Raw genomic sequence first — 14,630 nt, 5'->3', positions numbered from 1 at the left:
CTCTCGCGTAAGAAAATCAGATGTCGAGTTTCTGGGGCTGCTGCGCCTGGTGCTTGTGCTCGGCGCCGGCATACACTTTGAGCTTCTTGAACATCGCACGCCCCAGCGGGTTCTTGGGAAGCATGCCCTTGACGGCCATTTCAATGACGCGTTCCGGGTGCTCGTTGAGCAGCTTGCCGAGGCTGGTTTGCTTGAGGTTGCCGATATAACCGGTATGCCAATGGTAGATTTTGTCTTCCAGCTTGCGCCCGGTAACCCGCACTTTTTCGGCGTTGACCACCACCAGATAATCGCCGGTATCCACGTGCGGGGTGTACTCGGGCTTGTGTTTGCCGCGCAGACGGCGCGCGAGCTCGGTGGCCAGGCGGCCGAGGGTCTTGCCATCGGCATCCACCAGGTACCAGCCGCGCGTCACGGTCTCGGGCTTGGCCGAAAACGTCTTCATGAACCTGAACTCCGGAAAAAGTGTCTCGGAAAGGCGCGCGATGTTACGCGACTTCCTTTGAGGAATCAAGCACTTGGCGACGGTGCTATCACAGTGCACTCCGATACGCGAGCTTACAAAACCGCCAGCAAATCAGCCTGTTAGCTAAATCTTGAGACGCTCGACCACGCGTCCATTGAGCAGATGTTCCTGCACAATCTCTTCGATGTCGTCCTCGTCGTTGTAGCTGTACCAGACTGCTTCGGGATAGACCACCGCGATTGGACCTTCGCTGCAACGGTCCATGCAGCCTGATCGGTTGACGCGCACCTGGCCCGGCCCGGCGATGCCGAGCGCCTTGACGCGCTGCTTGGCGTAGGCGCGCATGCGTTCCGCATCGTGGTTCTGGCAGCAGGGCGAGCCATCGGTACGCTGATTGGTGCAGAAGAAGATGTGCCGGTGGTAGTACATGAGAACAACAACGCTGTGCAGCGGGAAAATTGCGCCGCCAAGTTTACTCCATTCGCCGGCGTCGGCCGGTATTGACCGGCAACAGCCTGTGGCACTCAAACGCCGCGGCCCTGGCATTCCCATCCAGTGCACAATGGAACTCGCGGTGCGGCCACTGCACGACGCACACCCGCACACTATAATCTGCGCATGAACAGCGCCCGCCATTTGACGGCACTCGACCGGCTGCTGGCCGAGTTTGATCGCGCACTGCACGCGAGCTTCCCCGCCGTTGCCCACGCTGCGGCACGCCCCAATCCGGCGGCACGGCTGGCCACCGACGAGCTGAGCCCGGATGAGCAAAGGCTTGCCGGCCGGTTGATGCGTGTGAATCACGCCGGCGAAGTCGCCGCCCAGGCGCTGTATCGCGGCCAGGCGCTCACCGCGGGCAGCGACACGGTGCGCGACGGCATGGCGGAGTCGGCCAGCGAGGAAATTGATCACCTCGCGTGGTGCGAAGATCGCCTGCGTGAACTCGACTCCGCCGCAAGCCGGCTCGATCCGATGTGGTATGCAGGCTCGTTTGCCATCGGTGCGGCTGCCGGCTTGGCCGGCGACAAATGGAGCCTCGGCTTCATCGCGGAAACCGAGCGCCAGGTCACCGCACACCTGGACGGCCACCTCCAGCGCCTGCCCACCGGCGATGCGCGCAGCCGCGCCATCTTGGAACAGATGAAAACCGACGAAGCCCACCACGGCGACAAGGCCAGTCGCGCCGGCGGCCGCCCCATGCCCGCGCCGGTACGCACGCTCATGCGGCTGACATCGAAAGTGATGACCAGAACGGCGTATTGGATTTGAGATCAATCGGCAGGCGTCCGATTGACAACGCTCCCAAAGAATTTTTGTGCGGCTGCGCCGCAGCCTTTATCAAGATAGCGGGATTCCGTCCCGCAGCCGGGTGACTTTCTTTGTGCGTGCAAAGAAAGTCACCAAAGAAACACGCCCCGGGGATTCCGCGCTGGGCTGAAACCGAATGGTGGACCATTCGGTTTCAGCCGCGTCCCCTCGTTTCTCGCCCGGCTCGGGGCGGCGCAGACGGGCCATCCGTGGCCCGCTCGCCGGTTCGTCATCCTGACTTCACCCCGCCCTGCAGGCGGGCCTGATCCTTGCCGAGCTGCGAGACTCGGCGTCATCCACGGGGTTGTAAAGAGCAAGAAGCGCTTCATACCACCGTCTTGTCTTTAATACCCGTAGCGCGAGCCGAGCACTGGACTGAGCAAGGTTAGCCCGAAGGGGCACGAACAGGATGTTCGCGCTCCCGCCGTCAGGCCAGGGATGGCCTGTCGGCGGGACTCCGCAGCGAAGGAAGCGCGCAGGGCAGTCGTGGCTTCCGCGACCCGCGCTCCGGGGGAATGGCTTTGGGCACTTTCGCCGAAACGAAAGTGCCCCGCCGGCGGGTGCGGGAACCCGCTTCGAAAGATGGTTGCGGCCGAAGGCCGCTCAAGAACTGGATTCCTCCCGGCGAAGGCCCGGATCACGCCGGAATGACAGCTCGCTAGGTAATTCCAAACACGATCAACACAATGCCGATCGCCACCATGGCGTAGCCGCGGCCCTTGCTGCGGCCAGTACTGATGTTCTTGCGCGCCGGGTCCAGCATGTGCTTCAGGTACCCGACGCGGTGAAATTTGCTGTGCGTCACCTCTTCCGAGTTGAGCCAATCGTCCGACCCCATACCGCCCCCGCGACCGGCGGCGCTCCACAACACCAGCAGCCCGTACAGAATGGCGAGTACGCCCGCGACCAGAAATACGATGCTGAAGGTTGTCATGCAGGATGCGGCTTTGCCAGTGGACTGCGCCGAGTCATTTTAATCGCAAATTATCCGGCCGCTGTTCAATTCGACCCGCCAAACAACTCCTGGAGTTTCGCCCCTGGATCAGCGGCGCGCATGAAGGTTTCACCCACCAGAAAGGCATGCACGCCTTGAGCGCGCAGGCGCGCAATGTCGGCCCGGGTGGCAATGCCACTCTCGGTGACCAGCAAGCGATCGGCGGGAATGCGCGGCAGCAGCGCAAGCGTGGTTTGCAGGTCGGTATGGAAACTGCGCAGATCGCGGTTGTTGACGCCGATGAGCGGTGCGCCGAGCGCGAGTGTGCGTTCCAGCTCGTCCGCGTCGTGCACTTCCAGCAGCGCGTCCATGCCGAGATCGGCGGCGAGGGCGATGAGGTCAGCCAGCATGGCGTCCCCCAGCACCGCGACGATCAGCAGGATGGCATCGGCCCCGAGCAGCCGGGACTCGTACACCTGCCAGGGATCCATGATGAAATCCTTGCGCAGCGCGGGCAGCGCGCAGGCCGTGCGCGCTGTGGCCAGGAAATCGTCCCGGCCCTGGAAATAGGCCGCGTCGGTCAGCACCGAAAGACAAGCGGCGCCGGCCGCCGCGTAACTTTTCGCGATTGCGCCCACGTCGAAGTCCACTCTCAGCAGGCCCTGGCTGGGAGAAGCGCGCTTGATCTCGGCAATCACCGCCGGTTTGCCGTCCGCGACGCATGCCTGCAGCGCCGCGAGAAACCCGCGCGGCGGTGGTGCGTCCTTGAGCGCGGCCCGCAGCGCGTGCAGCGGCCGCGCGGCGCTTTTCGCGGTCAGCTCGCGCGCTTTGTCTGCGAGGATGCGCTTCAGAATATCGGGGGTGTCAGGCACGGCTCGTTTCTACCAGCCTTGTGAGCCGCTGCGCGGCCGCGCCGTTCTGCATTACTTCACGGGCGCGCTGCACGCCGGCGGCCAGACTCGCGACCACGTCCGCCGCGTAGAGTGCGGCGCCGGCGTTGAGCGCCACCATGTCGAAGGCCGGACCAGCGCGGCCCGCGAGTGCCTCGTGAATCAGCGCCAGGCTTTCTTGCACGCTCGTCACGCGCAAGGCGTCGAGCGACGCGTGGCGCATGCCGAAGTCCCGCGGCTCGATCTCGTAACTGCGGATCTGGCCATCCTGCAGTTCCGCCACGCGCGTGGATGCGGCCACGCTGATCTCGTCCAAGCGGTCTTCGGAATGCACCACGAGCACGTGGCGGCTGCCGAGGGTGCGCAGCACCTTGGCAAGCGGCTCAACCCAGCGCGGCGCGAACACGCCGAGCAACTGGTGCGGCACAAAGGCCGGATTGGTGAGCGGTCCGAGCAGGTTGAACAGCGTGCGCGTGCCAAGTTCCTTGCGTGGCGCGGAGGCGTACTTGGTGGCGCTGTGGTGCGTGGGTGCGTACAGGAAACCCACGCCCAGCTCGTCAATGCAGCGCGCAATGCGTTCGGGCGGCAGGTCGAGCTTCACGCCGAGCGCCTCCAGCACATCGGCACTGCCGGAGCTGCCGGACATCGCGCGGTTACCGTGTTTGGCGACGCGCCCGCCGCCCGCCGCCACCACGAAGGCCGCGGCAGTCGAAACATTGAACAGCCGCGCGCCGTCGCCGCCCGTGCCGCAGGTGTCCACCAGGTGCGCTGGTGAAACCCGCACCGGTACGGCCAGCTCGCGCATCACGGTGGCGGCGGCGGCAATTTCCTCGACGGTTTCACCCTTGGCGCGCAGACCGGCGAGAAAGCCGCCGATCTGGATGGGCGTGGCGCCGCCGGTCATGATCTGGCGCATCACCGCCTCCATGTCGGCACGGCTCAAATCTTCACGGTCCACGATATGGCTGATGGCTTCCTTTATTTCCAAGTGAATTGACCTCTCGAACTTGATCCTCTCTCCCCCTATCAGGGGGAGAGACTGGAGTGAGGGGGACATTCCAGAAAATTCTTCAACAACGCATGGCCATGCTGCGTCAGGATGGATTCGGGATGGAACTGCACGCCCTCGACCGGCAGCGTCTTGTGGCGCACACCCATGATCTCCTCGATGCTGCCATCCTCGTTCTCGGTCCAGGCGGTGACTTCCAGACACTCAGGCAGCGTCTGCTTGTCGATCACCAGCGAATGGTAGCGCGTGGCTTCGAAAGCGTCCGGCAGGCTGTGAAACACACCCTTGCCGGTGTGGCGGATCGCCGAGGTCTTGCCGTGCATGATGCGTGCGGCGTGTACCACCCGGCCGCCGTAGGCCTGACCGATGGCCTGATGACCGAGGCACACTCCGAGAATCGGCAGCGTGCCGCCCAGTTTTTGAATCAATTCGACGCAGATGCCAGCATCGCTCGGCGTACGCGGCCCCGGCGATATCACGATACGCTCGGGCTTGAGCCGTGCCACCTGCTCCACCGTGAGCACATCGTTGCGCTCGACGCGCACCTCGGCACCCAGCTCGCCCAGATATTGCACCAGGTTGTAAGTGAAGCTGTCGTAGTTGTCGATCATGAGCAACATGTTGCTTCTCGCTCCAAGAGAATCTGTGCGGCTACGCCGCAGCCTTGATCAAGATAGCGGTTGCTACCCGGCCGTGCCGAAGCGGCACAGCGTTCGCCGCTTCGCGGCTCACCCATCCCGCAGCCGGGTCCCTTTTCTTTGCTTGTCCAAAGAAAAGGGACGAAAAGAAAGGACACCCCCGGAGCCCGCCGCCTGCGGCGGTCTCCAAGGGGCATCGAAGACCCAAATGAGCTCGATGCCGCGCTCCAGTTTTTCCTTACCCGCTGGAGCGTGCCGAGCACTGCGGGTGCAAGAATAAGACATCCCATCCACGCCTCTTGCTCTTCAGGTCCCCGTGGATTGCGCCGAGTCTCGCAGCCCGGCGAGGAAAGGGCCCGCCCACAGGGCAGGGTGAAGTCAGGAAGACGAACCGGCGCAGCGGTACAAGGATGTACCGTCTGCGCCGCCCCGAGCCGGGCGAGAAACGAGGGGACGCGGCTGAAACCGAATGGTCCACCATTCGGTTTCAGCCAGGCGCGGAATCCCCGGGGCGTGTTTCTTTGGTGGCTTTCTTTGCACGTCCAAAGAAAGTCACCCGGCTGCGGGACGGACTCCCGCTCTCTTGATGGGTTGGCGGCCAACGGCCGCCCAGTCATCTGGATCTGGATTCCGGCTTTCGCCGGAATGACGGGGAATCGTGACGCAGTTTGCGCGCGAACGGGATTCCGGCTCGGCCGAAGCCCGGTCTGTCCTGAGCTTGCCAAAGGGCCGCAATGACGGCGTCTGCGGCATCCCCGCTCAAAAGCACACCGTGCGCTCACAGCGCGCCTCCATTCGTCATCGCCACAGCCCGCATCAGCGCCTGGCCCTTGCTCAGGGTTTCCTGCCATTCACGTTCGGGAACGGAATCGTGCACGATGCCGGCACCGGCCTGCACGTGCAGATAGCCATCCTTGACCACGGCGGTACGGATGGCGATGGCCATGTCGAGGTTGCCGTTCCAGCCGAGATAACCCACCGCACCGGAATAGATGCCGCGCTTCACCGGCTCCAGTTCATCGATGATCTCCAACGCCCGCACTTTCGGCGCGCCGCTCACGGTGCCGGCGGGAAATGCCGCGCGCAGCGCGTCCAGCGGACCAAGGCCGGCGCGCAACCGGCCCTTGGCTTCGGAGACGATGTGCATGACGTGCGAATAGCGCTCGATCGCCATCTGCTCGGTGATCCGGACGCTGCCGGTTTCGGCCACGCGGCCGAGATCATTGCGCCCCAGATCCAGCAGCATTACGTGCTCGGCGCGCTCCTTGGGATCGGCCAGCAGTTCTTCCGCGAGCGCCGCGTCATCCGCGGGCGACTGGCCGCGCCGGCGTGTGCCGGCGATGGGCCGCACCGTCACCTCGCGGTCCTCCACGCGCACCAGCACCTCGGGTGACGCACCCACCACCTGGAAGTCGCCGAAATTGAAGTAATACATGTAGGGCGAAGGATTCAGCCCGCGCAGCGCACGGTACACATCGAGCGCACGCCCGGCAAAAGGCGCGCTGAGCCGCTGCGACAACACCACCTGAAAGATGTCGCCATCGCGGATGTACGCGCGTGCGCGCTCCACGGCGCGGCAGAATTCCGCGCGCCCGAATCCCGGCTGGAATTCGCCGGCGGCGCTGCCGGCAAAACCGCCCGCGCTCGGATAACGCAGCGGCCCGCGCAGGCGCGCGGCAAAATCCGCGAGCCGCTGCTCGGCGTAGGCCAGTCCATCAGGATCGCCGGCGTCGGCGTGGGTGACGAGCGTGAGCGTACCGCGCAGATTGTCGAACACCACGAACTCATCGGCCTGCAACAGGAAGATGTCGGGACAGCCGAGCGCATCGGGCTTGGCACCATTGCCGAGCCGAGGCTCAAGCGAGCGCACGGTGTCGAACGCCAGGTATCCCACCAGCCCGCCGGCGAAGCGCGGCAATCCCGGCACGGCCGGCACATGCGCCTGCTGGCGCAGCGCCTCGATCTCGGCAAGCGGATCGGCGCACCGCCGGTGCTGATTGAGCTCCGGGCTGTGCACGTGCAGCTCGCCCGCGCCGTAGGTGACGCGCACCCGCGACGGCAGGCCGATGATCGAGTAACGCCCCCAGGTCTCGCCACCCTGTACCGATTCGAGCAGAAAGGAATACGGCGCGTCCGCGAACTTGAGGTAGGTACTCAAGGGCGTGTCGAGATCCGCGAGGATTTCGCGGGTTACGGGGATGCGATTGAAGCCGGCGCCCCGCAGGGCATCAAACTGCTGCTGATCCATGAAACGGTCACCCTGAAAGCCAGTCCGAAACGACGATTTGCCTGGAAACGCAAAAACGTCTGCCTCACCATCGCCAGGTGCGGGCTGTTTCGGCTCCGTTCAGGTTGACCGTGAATGACATGTGGCAAGGCTTCGCTGAGAACCGGCGCAGAGATTAACGGCTTGCGGCCCGTCCTGCAAGCGCACCATCCTGTGCCGCAAGCCAGCAGGGCAACTCCGCCAGCGAGCCGAATATCGTCGCGGGGACCATGGCCGCGACTTCCGCGGCATTGCCATAACCGTAGCTGACCGCCAGCGGCAGGAAACCCGCGGCGCGCGCCGCGCGCACATCGTTCGCCGAATCCCCGACCATGCAGGCCGCGGCCGGCGCGACGCCGAGCGTGCGCGCGGCATGCAGCAGCGGTGCGGGATCCGGCTTGCGCACGGCGAGCGTATCGCCGGACACCACGGCGCCGAAATAACGCTGCAAGTCCAGCGCCTGCAGCAAGGGCGCAGTGAATTCGCCCGACTTGTTGGTCACGCAGGCGAGGTGCAAGCCGGAGGTGTGCAGTTCGTCCAGCACAGCGCGCACCCCCGGATAGAGGTGCGTATGATCGCTCAGGTGAGTGCGGTAATAGCGGTGGAACAACGCCATGCCGCGTTGGAACAATTGTGCGTCGGGTTCGTCATCCGTGCCGCCGGTGAGCGCACGCTTGACCAGCCGGCGCACGCCGTCGCCTACCCACTGACGCACCACAACCGCTCCGGGCAGGCGCAGCGCGAGATCCCGGCACACCAGGTCAATGGCGACGGCGAGATCGGGTACGCTGTCCACCAGCGTACCGTCGAGGTCAAAAGTCACCAGCCGGATTGCGGCCATCAATTCCCGGTGAGCGCCAGCTCAGCGCGCATTTTTTTGATGACGGCCGCGTAGTCCTTGGTGCCGAATATGGCGGAACCCGCCACGAAGGTGTCGGCGCCGGCTGTGGCAATTTCACGGATGTTGTCCACCTTCACGCCACCGTCAATCTCGAGGCGGATCGCGCGGCCGCTCTGATCAATGAGCCGGCGCGCGTCGCGCAGCTTGTCCAGGGCGGAAGCAATGAAGGACTGGCCGGCAAAACCCGGATTCACCGACATTACGAGCACCATGTCGAGCTTGTCCATGACGTAATGCAGATAATCCAGCGGCGTCGCGGGATTGAATACCAGGCCCGCCTTGCAGCCGTGATCGCGGATGAGTTGCAGGCTGCGGTCCACGTGTTCGCTGGCTTCCGGATGGAAGGTGATGTAGCTCGCGCCGGCTTCGGCAAAATCCGGAATGATGCGGTCCACCGGCTTGACCATCAGGTGCACGTCAATCGGCAGCTTGGGGCTGTGCTTGCGCAACGCCGCGCACACCATGGGGCCGATGGTCAGGTTCGGCACATAGTGGTTGTCCATCACGTCGAAATGGATCAGGTCGGCGCCGGCCTTGAGCACGGCGTCCACCTCTTCGCCCAGGCGCGCAAAGTCCGCGGACAAAATCGAGGGCGCAATCAGATATTTTGCCATGCGGGCTTACGCGGGTCTTTTTTGTGGCGGCAGGCGTTACACTTTACCCTATCGTGCGGCCCACGGAACAGCCGTACTGCAAGCGTAACCGGGAGCAACGTTCATGGATCTGAGCGGAATCAGCAACGCCGTCGCCGTCGCCCTCCACGTGCTGGCCGCCGTGGTGTGGGTGGGCGGCATGTTTTTTGCCTACCTGGCGCTGCGCCCGGCGCTCACCGAACACAGCGTGCTCGCACGCGCGCACCTGTGGGTGGCGGTGTTCCGGCGCTTTTTCCCCTGGGTCTGGGCGAGCATCGCGGTGCTGCTGGTCACGGGGTTTTTCATGATCTTCAACGCCTTCGGCGGCTTCCGGCAGGCCCCGTTGTTCGTGAACATCATGCTGGCACTCGGCATTGCCATGATGCTGCTGTTTGCGCAGGTATTTTTCGTCCCTTACCCGCGGCTGCGCCACGGCGTTGCGGTCAACGATGAATCTGAAGCGCGCCACGCCATGAACCAGATCCGCGCGATCATCCTCATCAATCTGGTGCTGGGGCTGATCGTGATCTTCGTGGCCGCCTCGGGCGCGTTCGCGCTCTACGACTGATTTCCAGTCGCGAGCTTGGTGGCCGCCAGGTAAACCAGCGTCTCCTTGCGCGCACCGCGCGGCGGCGTGGGCCGCAAATGCAGAATTTCCAACAAGCCCTTGAATGTGGTGCGGCTCCACCACAGGTACGGAAATTCCAAGGTGCGCTCGTCAAACGCAAACCCGGCGTAACGGATCATCGCCAGAAATTCCGCCGCGCTGCGCTGCGAGGCTGCCGGGTGCCGGAACAGCAAGCGGATGACCCAGGTATCGATGTACTCAATCGTGGATTCGGCAAACAGCAGCACTCCGCGCGGCTTGAGTACGCGGTGAAATTCCCTGAGTACGCGCTCCTGGTGCACCAGATGATGAAAAGTCTGGTGGCAGAACACCAAATCCACGCAGGCATCCGGCAAAGGCAGCGCGGCACAATCGCCTTTGAGTAACGCCACCCGCAAGCCGCGCGTCTCGCTTAACCGGCGGGCACGCGCCAAAACCGCGGCATCCATGTCCAGACCGATCAGGCGCCGCGGCCTGAAGTGCTCCTGCAACAGGCTGAATGCCATGCCCTGGCCGCAGCCTGCATCCAGCACCACCGGATAACGTTTGCGCGGCCTGGCAATCAACGCCGCCAGCCGTGCAAGCGAATCGCGCACGACCTCGTATTCCCAGGTGTGGGTGCCCAGAAACCAGAAGCCGAACTGCGACTCCGGAACAAAGTCCGCTGTGCGCTTGGCATGCGTCATGCGTGGGTATTGCATCTTGTCTGACATGTCCCTGTTCCCCAATCTCCATCTGTGCGCGAGTCCGGCAAGAACCGCGCTTATTTCATGCTGCGCGTCATCTTGATCGCTTCGTACGCCAGATTGATCTGCTTGGCCTTCTCCTGGGCCAGCGCCATCATCTCCGGCGGCAGGCCCTTGGCCACCAGCCGGTCGGGATGATTCTCCTTCATCAGCCGGCGGTACGCACGCTTGACCTCGTCATCACTGGCCGTCGCGCTGACGCCGAGCGTCTGGTAGGCGGCCGCCAGATGATCGCTGCGCTCGCGCGCAGGTGCTTCGCCGCCGCCAAAATGCGGGCGCGCACGCGCGAAATCCTCGTATTGGCGCAGCACGATGGGCGGAATGCCGAGCAGCGCGCAAATGCGGTTGAACACCGCCTGGTCCGCGGGGTGCATGCCGCCATCCGCGAGCGCGGCTGCAATCTGAATCTGCAGGAACATGCTCACCAGCCCCGGGTACCCGCCGCAGACCTGGCGAAATTCGCTGACCACGGCGTCCAGCGGAAACTCCGGCTGCTTGCCCTGCCCGAAAAATTCCATGGCCGCACGCTGCTGCTCGGCGGAAAGGTTCATCTGCGCCATGACCGCGCGCGCCGCGCGGATTTCGTTCTCCGACACGCGTCCGTCGGCCTTGGCGATGTGTCCCATGACCTGGAAAGTGGCGCGGAAAAACACCTGTTGCGCGTGCGCCGGATTCCCGCCCACCACGTGCACGCGCACGCTGCGGCTGGCCAGCAACAGTCCGACGGCAGCGCCGATAAACGCCCCCCACGGACCGCCCACGACCCAGCCCAGCGCCGCACCGATGATTGCGCCCCACCAACCCATCACGATCCCGCGTTTTGAAGGCCGACTATTCTAACCGCAGCGCCGTGTGCGACTGGACAGTCACGCCGTGCTCGCGGAAGATAGCCGGCCTGTTGCTCGCCCGACCTGTAAGGATGCCAACGCATGCCGGCCGTGGTATTCGAGACCCGTTTGCAGAGCCTGCCGCTGATTCACCGCGGCAAGGTGCGCGACATCTACGACGCTGGTCCCGAGCACCTGTTGATTGTCACCAGCGATCGCCTCTCGGCCTTCGACGTGGTGCTGCCCGATCCCATCCCCGGCAAGGGCGCGGTACTCACCGGCATCTCGACGTTCTGGTTCGAGCGCACGCGCCACATCATACCCAACCACCTCGCGCATCTCGATCTGAGCGACCTCATCAAGAAGGGCGAGGAACTGGCGCTGCTGCAGGACCGTGCCATGCTGGTGCGCAAACTTACGGCCCTGCCCATCGAGGCGGTGGTGCGCGGTTATCTCATCGGCTCGGGCTGGAAGGACTACCAGAAAACCAGCGCGGTGTGCGGCATCGAACTGCCTCCCGGCCTGAAACTTGCGGACCAACTGCCGCAGCCGCTGTTCACGCCCGCCACCAAGGCCCCCAAAGGCCAGCACGACGAAAACATCTCCTACGCGCAGGCTGAAATGCTACTGGGGCGCAAGCTCGCCGAGCAGGTGAGCGCCAGGGCCGTCGAGTTGTACAACTACGCGGCGGAACACGCGCGCCAGCGCGGCATCATCATTGCCGACACCAAATTCGAGTTCGGCGTGGATGAAGACAACCGGCTCACGCTCATTGACGAGGCGTTGACGCCGGATTCCTCGCGTTTCTGGCCGGTCGACAGCTACCGGCCCGGTATCAGCCCGCCGTCCTTCGACAAGCAATACGTGCGCGACTACCTGGAAACGCTCGACTGGAACAAAAAAGCGCCGGCCCCGCATCTGCCCGTGGAAGTCATCGCCAAAACCGCGGAAAAATATCAGGAAGCCTGGCGGCGCTTGACCGCGTGAAACACGCCAGCGTCGCACGCAAGCCGGTGATGCGCACGATTTTCAAACTCACCTTCTCCCTGTGCTTGTTATGCGCGGGCGGTTTGTGCTCGGCGCCGGCGTACGCCGCGCAAGCCTGTCACCGGCCTGCACCGCAGGCCCTGATTGCCTGGTACAACCGCGCGCATCCGGACAGGCCCCTGCAGTACAGCCCGAAAAATTCCGCCATTTACCATCCGATCTCGGTCCTGCGCACCGGCCGGCCGGCAGTGTACTGGATGGGCCTGGCGTGGCTGTCGCCGGAATCGGGCGCCTTGTTTGCGGTGAGCTGCGACGGCAAGCCCGTGGGCGGCCTGCCGACCGGCGCCATCGGCAAGTTATCGACGGGTCCGGTGCTGGCGGAACTCGGCCAAAGCGTGATGTTCGTGTATGTGAATCGGGAAACCGGCGACTGCGTTCACGATGGCGTGCGAATCGCGACCTTGAAAGACAACAAGATCATTCCGCTCTGGGAGCACGGCTACAACCAGGGCCTGAATGTTCCCGCCTCCGGTAGCACACCCAGACGCTTCATCTCCGAGACCTATGCCGTGAGCTTCGGCGACGACGGGCGAACTCTCACGATAACCGGCACGCGTGCCGTTTTCACATACCTCAAGGATGGCTCACAAGCCCAAGTGCCGGACGTCACCGCGGCGCTGGCGACCGAAACCTATCATTGGGACGCCGGTAGGCTGCGTTTCATCTCGGACCAGCCCTACCGGCAGTCATCGGTGTGCAAAGCGGATTGATGCGTCTGCCCATGAGCCTGTGCTTCAAGGCAAAGCGGCTGGAGACAACCACTGGCCGAGCGAGGACATCTGATCAACGAGATACGGGTAATAGACCGACAACACCAGAAATCCCGCGCCCACAACGACAAATACCAGCCGGCTCCCCAGCCCCTTGAGATCGGCATAAAACGGCGCAAAGCACAGGAACGCGAGAAAAAACGCAATCACGAAATAAAACATGGAAATCAGAAACGCGCTCCAGGCGGTGTAAGGATTGCGCAGCAGGGACGCGCAGGCCATGCCCATGGACAGGCCCGCGACCACCACGATCGAATCTTTGATGCCGAGGATCAGGGTGGTGAACGGCTTCGGCACGCGGCCTTTTTCGTAAGGCGCAAACGCCAGAAACAGGAATTCGGCGCCAATCAGGATCATGGATACCGGCGTCAGCACCAGCAGGATATCCGGGCTGATGGCACCGCTGATGTAGTTCTGGAAACTCTCATGCGCATCCGTGTGCAGGTGCAGCATCATCAGTGACGCGATGAACCCCAGAAGTAGGTTGATGAGCAGGTTCGAGACCGACTTGCCCACGTCGCGCACCATGGAATGGTGCAACAGCACCAGCACTTCATGTGGCGGTGGTTTTTTCTTTTTGCGGAACATGGCTCAACCCCAGCGTATTTTCTTCACGCGTGTCCCCAGAATTGAAGTGCGTTCGCCCTCGCCTGCCCCGGCACGCGCCAACGAGTTTCCCAGAAGCCGCAGCGCAGGATGCACGTTGCGCGACTAGCGGCTATGAGCCTGCGACCAGCGGCGGAAAACCCGCTGCAGCGCCTCCACGCCATCGGTCAGCGCCGCCGGACCGGGTTGCAGGATCAGCGAGGACTTCACTTCGTGCAACTCTCCGGTGCGCACTGCGGAAATCGCCTGCCATCCGGGCCGAGCCGCCACCTGCTCAGGTCGAAATTTCTTGCCGCACCAGGAGCCGAGGATAATGTCCGGCTGACGGCGAATGACTTCGGCGGGGTCGCGGACGATGCGATTCTTGCCCAGCGGTTCCTTCGCCAGTTCCGGAAAAATGTCCTCGCCGCCGGCGATCCCGATCAATTCCGACACCCAAGCGATACAAGAAATCTGCGGATTGTCCCACTCCTCGAAATACACGCGCGGATGGTGCGGTAACTTCGACGCTTCAGCACGAATTGCATCCAAGCCGGCCTGCAATTTATCAACCAACGTCCCCGGCTTGTCCTCACAGCCAATCATGCCTCCGAGCATCAGGATCATGCGCAGGATTTCCGCCACGCTGCGCTGATTGAACACATGCACCTCGATGCCGCGGCGCACCAGTTCCGCGGCGATGTCCGCCTGAATGTCGGAGAAGCCCAACACCAGATCCGGCCTGAGTTCCAGAATCTTTTCAATCTTGGCGCTGGTGAAGGCCGACACCTTGGGTTTCTCTTTGCGCGCTTCAGGCGGACGCACGGTAAAACCGGAAATGCCAACGATGCGCTGCTGCTCACCGAGCAAGTACAGCGTCTCGGTGGTTTCCTCAGTGAGGCAGACGATGCGTTGTGGATAAGAATCGATCATTGCTCGCAGCGCTTAGGATGCCGTATCCAGCATACCGAAGTGTGGCGCGTCTGCCCATCAGTTAGACTGCA

At 63.4% G+C, this 14,630-nt stretch carries 17 protein-coding genes; 4 read left to right on the top strand and 13 right to left on the bottom strand.

The annotated features are described in order from the left end of the window. Positions 1 to 16: 16 nt before the first annotated feature. Positions 17 to 445 carry a 50S ribosomal protein L13 gene (rplM, locus tag VJR90_02210; protein HKV96290.1) on the bottom strand — a complete coding sequence of 143 codons (429 nt, stop codon included), beginning with the start codon at positions 443 to 445 and terminating at the stop codon, positions 17 to 19. Between the two features lie 144 nt (positions 446 to 589). Then, positions 590 to 895, bottom strand: coding sequence for a (2Fe-2S) ferredoxin domain-containing protein (locus VJR90_02205; GenBank protein HKV96289.1), 306 nt, complete (start codon positions 893 to 895; stop codon positions 590 to 592). Positions 896 to 1,084: 189 nt separating this feature from the next. Between VJR90_02205 and coq7 the strand changes: the two genes are divergently transcribed. Further along, positions 1,085 to 1,735, top strand: coding sequence for a 2-polyprenyl-3-methyl-6-methoxy-1,4-benzoquinone monooxygenase (gene coq7, locus VJR90_02200; protein ID HKV96288.1), 651 nt, complete (start codon positions 1,085 to 1,087; stop codon positions 1,733 to 1,735). Between the two features lie 697 nt (positions 1,736 to 2,432). On the opposite strand, the gene VJR90_02195 is transcribed toward coq7, so the two are convergent. The 7 genes from VJR90_02195 to rpe all read right to left on the bottom strand — a co-directional run bounded on the left by VJR90_02195 (position 2,433) and on the right by rpe (position 9,026). Further along, complete coding sequence (locus tag VJR90_02195) at positions 2,433 to 2,708, bottom strand: hypothetical protein (GenBank protein HKV96287.1); 276 nt, start codon at positions 2,706 to 2,708, stop codon at positions 2,433 to 2,435. Positions 2,709 to 2,773: 65 nt separating this feature from the next. Then, complete coding sequence (gene trpC / locus VJR90_02190) at positions 2,774 to 3,580, bottom strand: indole-3-glycerol phosphate synthase TrpC (protein HKV96286.1); 807 nt, start codon at positions 3,578 to 3,580, stop codon at positions 2,774 to 2,776. Next, entirely contained in the window at positions 3,573 to 4,586 is a 1,014-nt protein-coding gene (gene trpD / locus VJR90_02185; protein HKV96285.1) for an anthranilate phosphoribosyltransferase, read from the bottom strand. The genes trpC and trpD overlap by 8 nt, the downstream gene beginning before the upstream one ends. A 38-nt stretch (positions 4,587 to 4,624) precedes the next feature. Continuing rightward, positions 4,625 to 5,227: an aminodeoxychorismate/anthranilate synthase component II gene (locus VJR90_02180; protein ID HKV96284.1), complete on the bottom strand. Its 603-nt coding sequence runs from the start codon at positions 5,225 to 5,227 to the stop codon at positions 4,625 to 4,627. A 796-nt stretch (positions 5,228 to 6,023) separates the two neighbouring features. Next, on the bottom strand, positions 6,024 to 7,493 hold the full coding sequence (gene trpE, locus VJR90_02175; protein HKV96283.1) for an anthranilate synthase component I: 1,470 nt from the start codon (positions 7,491 to 7,493) through the stop codon (positions 6,024 to 6,026). Positions 7,494 to 7,647: 154 nt separating this feature from the next. After that, on the bottom strand, positions 7,648 to 8,352 hold the full coding sequence (locus tag VJR90_02170) for a phosphoglycolate phosphatase (protein ID HKV96282.1): 705 nt from the start codon (positions 8,350 to 8,352) through the stop codon (positions 7,648 to 7,650). Then, on the bottom strand, positions 8,352 to 9,026 hold the full coding sequence (gene rpe, locus VJR90_02165) for a ribulose-phosphate 3-epimerase (GenBank protein ID HKV96281.1): 675 nt from the start codon (positions 9,024 to 9,026) through the stop codon (positions 8,352 to 8,354). Before rpe ends, VJR90_02170 begins: the two co-directional genes overlap by 1 nt. Positions 9,027 to 9,129: 103 nt before the next feature. Between rpe and VJR90_02160 the strand changes: the two genes are divergently transcribed. Beyond that, entirely contained in the window at positions 9,130 to 9,612 is a 483-nt protein-coding gene (locus VJR90_02160) for a CopD family protein (protein ID HKV96280.1), read from the top strand. Here VJR90_02160 and VJR90_02155 read toward each other — a convergent pair. Together VJR90_02155 and djlA are read right to left on the bottom strand one after the other, a co-directional pair. Continuing rightward, positions 9,603 to 10,337 carry a class I SAM-dependent methyltransferase gene (locus VJR90_02155; GenBank protein ID HKV96279.1) on the bottom strand — a complete coding sequence of 245 codons (735 nt, stop codon included), beginning with the start codon at positions 10,335 to 10,337 and terminating at the stop codon, positions 9,603 to 9,605. The genes VJR90_02160 and VJR90_02155 overlap by 10 nt on opposite strands. Positions 10,338 to 10,414: 77 nt before the next feature. After that, positions 10,415 to 11,203, bottom strand: a complete 789-nt coding sequence (djlA, locus tag VJR90_02150; protein ID HKV96278.1) for a co-chaperone DjlA — start codon at positions 11,201 to 11,203, stop codon at positions 10,415 to 10,417. A 123-nt stretch (positions 11,204 to 11,326) separates the two neighbouring features. On the opposite strand from djlA, the gene VJR90_02145 reads away from it, so the two are divergent. Together VJR90_02145 and VJR90_02140 are read left to right on the top strand one after the other, a co-directional pair. Beyond that, entirely contained in the window at positions 11,327 to 12,211 is an 885-nt protein-coding gene (locus VJR90_02145) for a phosphoribosylaminoimidazolesuccinocarboxamide synthase (GenBank protein ID HKV96277.1), read from the top strand. After that, positions 12,208 to 12,981, top strand: a complete 774-nt coding sequence (locus tag VJR90_02140; GenBank protein HKV96276.1) for a hypothetical protein — start codon at positions 12,208 to 12,210, stop codon at positions 12,979 to 12,981. Before VJR90_02145 ends, VJR90_02140 begins: the two co-directional genes overlap by 4 nt. 24 nt (positions 12,982 to 13,005) lie before the next feature. Here VJR90_02140 and VJR90_02135 read toward each other — a convergent pair whose 3' ends face one another. Then, positions 13,006 to 13,629, bottom strand: coding sequence for a hypothetical protein (locus VJR90_02135; GenBank protein HKV96275.1), 624 nt, complete (start codon positions 13,627 to 13,629; stop codon positions 13,006 to 13,008). A 123-nt stretch (positions 13,630 to 13,752) separates the two neighbouring features. Beyond that, positions 13,753 to 14,559, bottom strand: a complete 807-nt coding sequence (locus VJR90_02130; GenBank protein HKV96274.1) for a cobalamin-binding protein — start codon at positions 14,557 to 14,559, stop codon at positions 13,753 to 13,755. Positions 14,560 to 14,630 lie beyond the last annotated feature (71 nt).

This window comes from Gammaproteobacteria bacterium (assembly GCA_035279405.1).
Taxonomy (GTDB): Bacteria; Pseudomonadota; Gammaproteobacteria; order Natronospirales; family REEB76; genus REEB76.
Note: the sequence above shows the minus strand (reverse complement) of the source record. Positions and strands in the feature narration are given on the sequence as shown.

Coding starts and splice junctions, on each gene's coding strand:
- rplM (HKV96290.1), bottom strand. CDS start 445: ATGAAGACGTTTTCGGCCAAGCCCGAGACCGTGACGCGCGGCTGGTAC.
- VJR90_02205 (HKV96289.1), bottom strand. CDS start 895: ATGTACTACCACCGGCACATCTTCTTCTGCACCAATCAGCGTACCGAT.
- coq7 (HKV96288.1), top strand. CDS start 1,085: ATGAACAGCGCCCGCCATTTGACGGCACTCGACCGGCTGCTGGCCGAG.
- VJR90_02195 (HKV96287.1), bottom strand. CDS start 2,708: ATGACAACCTTCAGCATCGTATTTCTGGTCGCGGGCGTACTCGCCATT.
- VJR90_02180 (HKV96284.1), bottom strand. CDS start 5,227: ATGTTGCTCATGATCGACAACTACGACAGCTTCACTTACAACCTGGTG.
- trpE (HKV96283.1), bottom strand. CDS start 7,493: ATGGATCAGCAGCAGTTTGATGCCCTGCGGGGCGCCGGCTTCAATCGC.
- VJR90_02170 (HKV96282.1), bottom strand. CDS start 8,352: ATGGCCGCAATCCGGCTGGTGACTTTTGACCTCGACGGTACGCTGGTG.
- rpe (HKV96281.1), bottom strand. CDS start 9,026: ATGGCAAAATATCTGATTGCGCCCTCGATTTTGTCCGCGGACTTTGCG.
- VJR90_02160 (HKV96280.1), top strand. CDS start 9,130: ATGGATCTGAGCGGAATCAGCAACGCCGTCGCCGTCGCCCTCCACGTG.
- VJR90_02155 (HKV96279.1), bottom strand. CDS start 10,337: ATGACGCATGCCAAGCGCACAGCGGACTTTGTTCCGGAGTCGCAGTTC.
- djlA (HKV96278.1), bottom strand. CDS start 11,203: ATGGGTTGGTGGGGCGCAATCATCGGTGCGGCGCTGGGCTGGGTCGTG.
- VJR90_02145 (HKV96277.1), top strand. CDS start 11,327: ATGCCGGCCGTGGTATTCGAGACCCGTTTGCAGAGCCTGCCGCTGATT.
- VJR90_02135 (HKV96275.1), bottom strand. CDS start 13,629: ATGTTCCGCAAAAAGAAAAAACCACCGCCACATGAAGTGCTGGTGCTG.
- VJR90_02130 (HKV96274.1), bottom strand. CDS start 14,559: ATGATCGATTCTTATCCACAACGCATCGTCTGCCTCACTGAGGAAACC.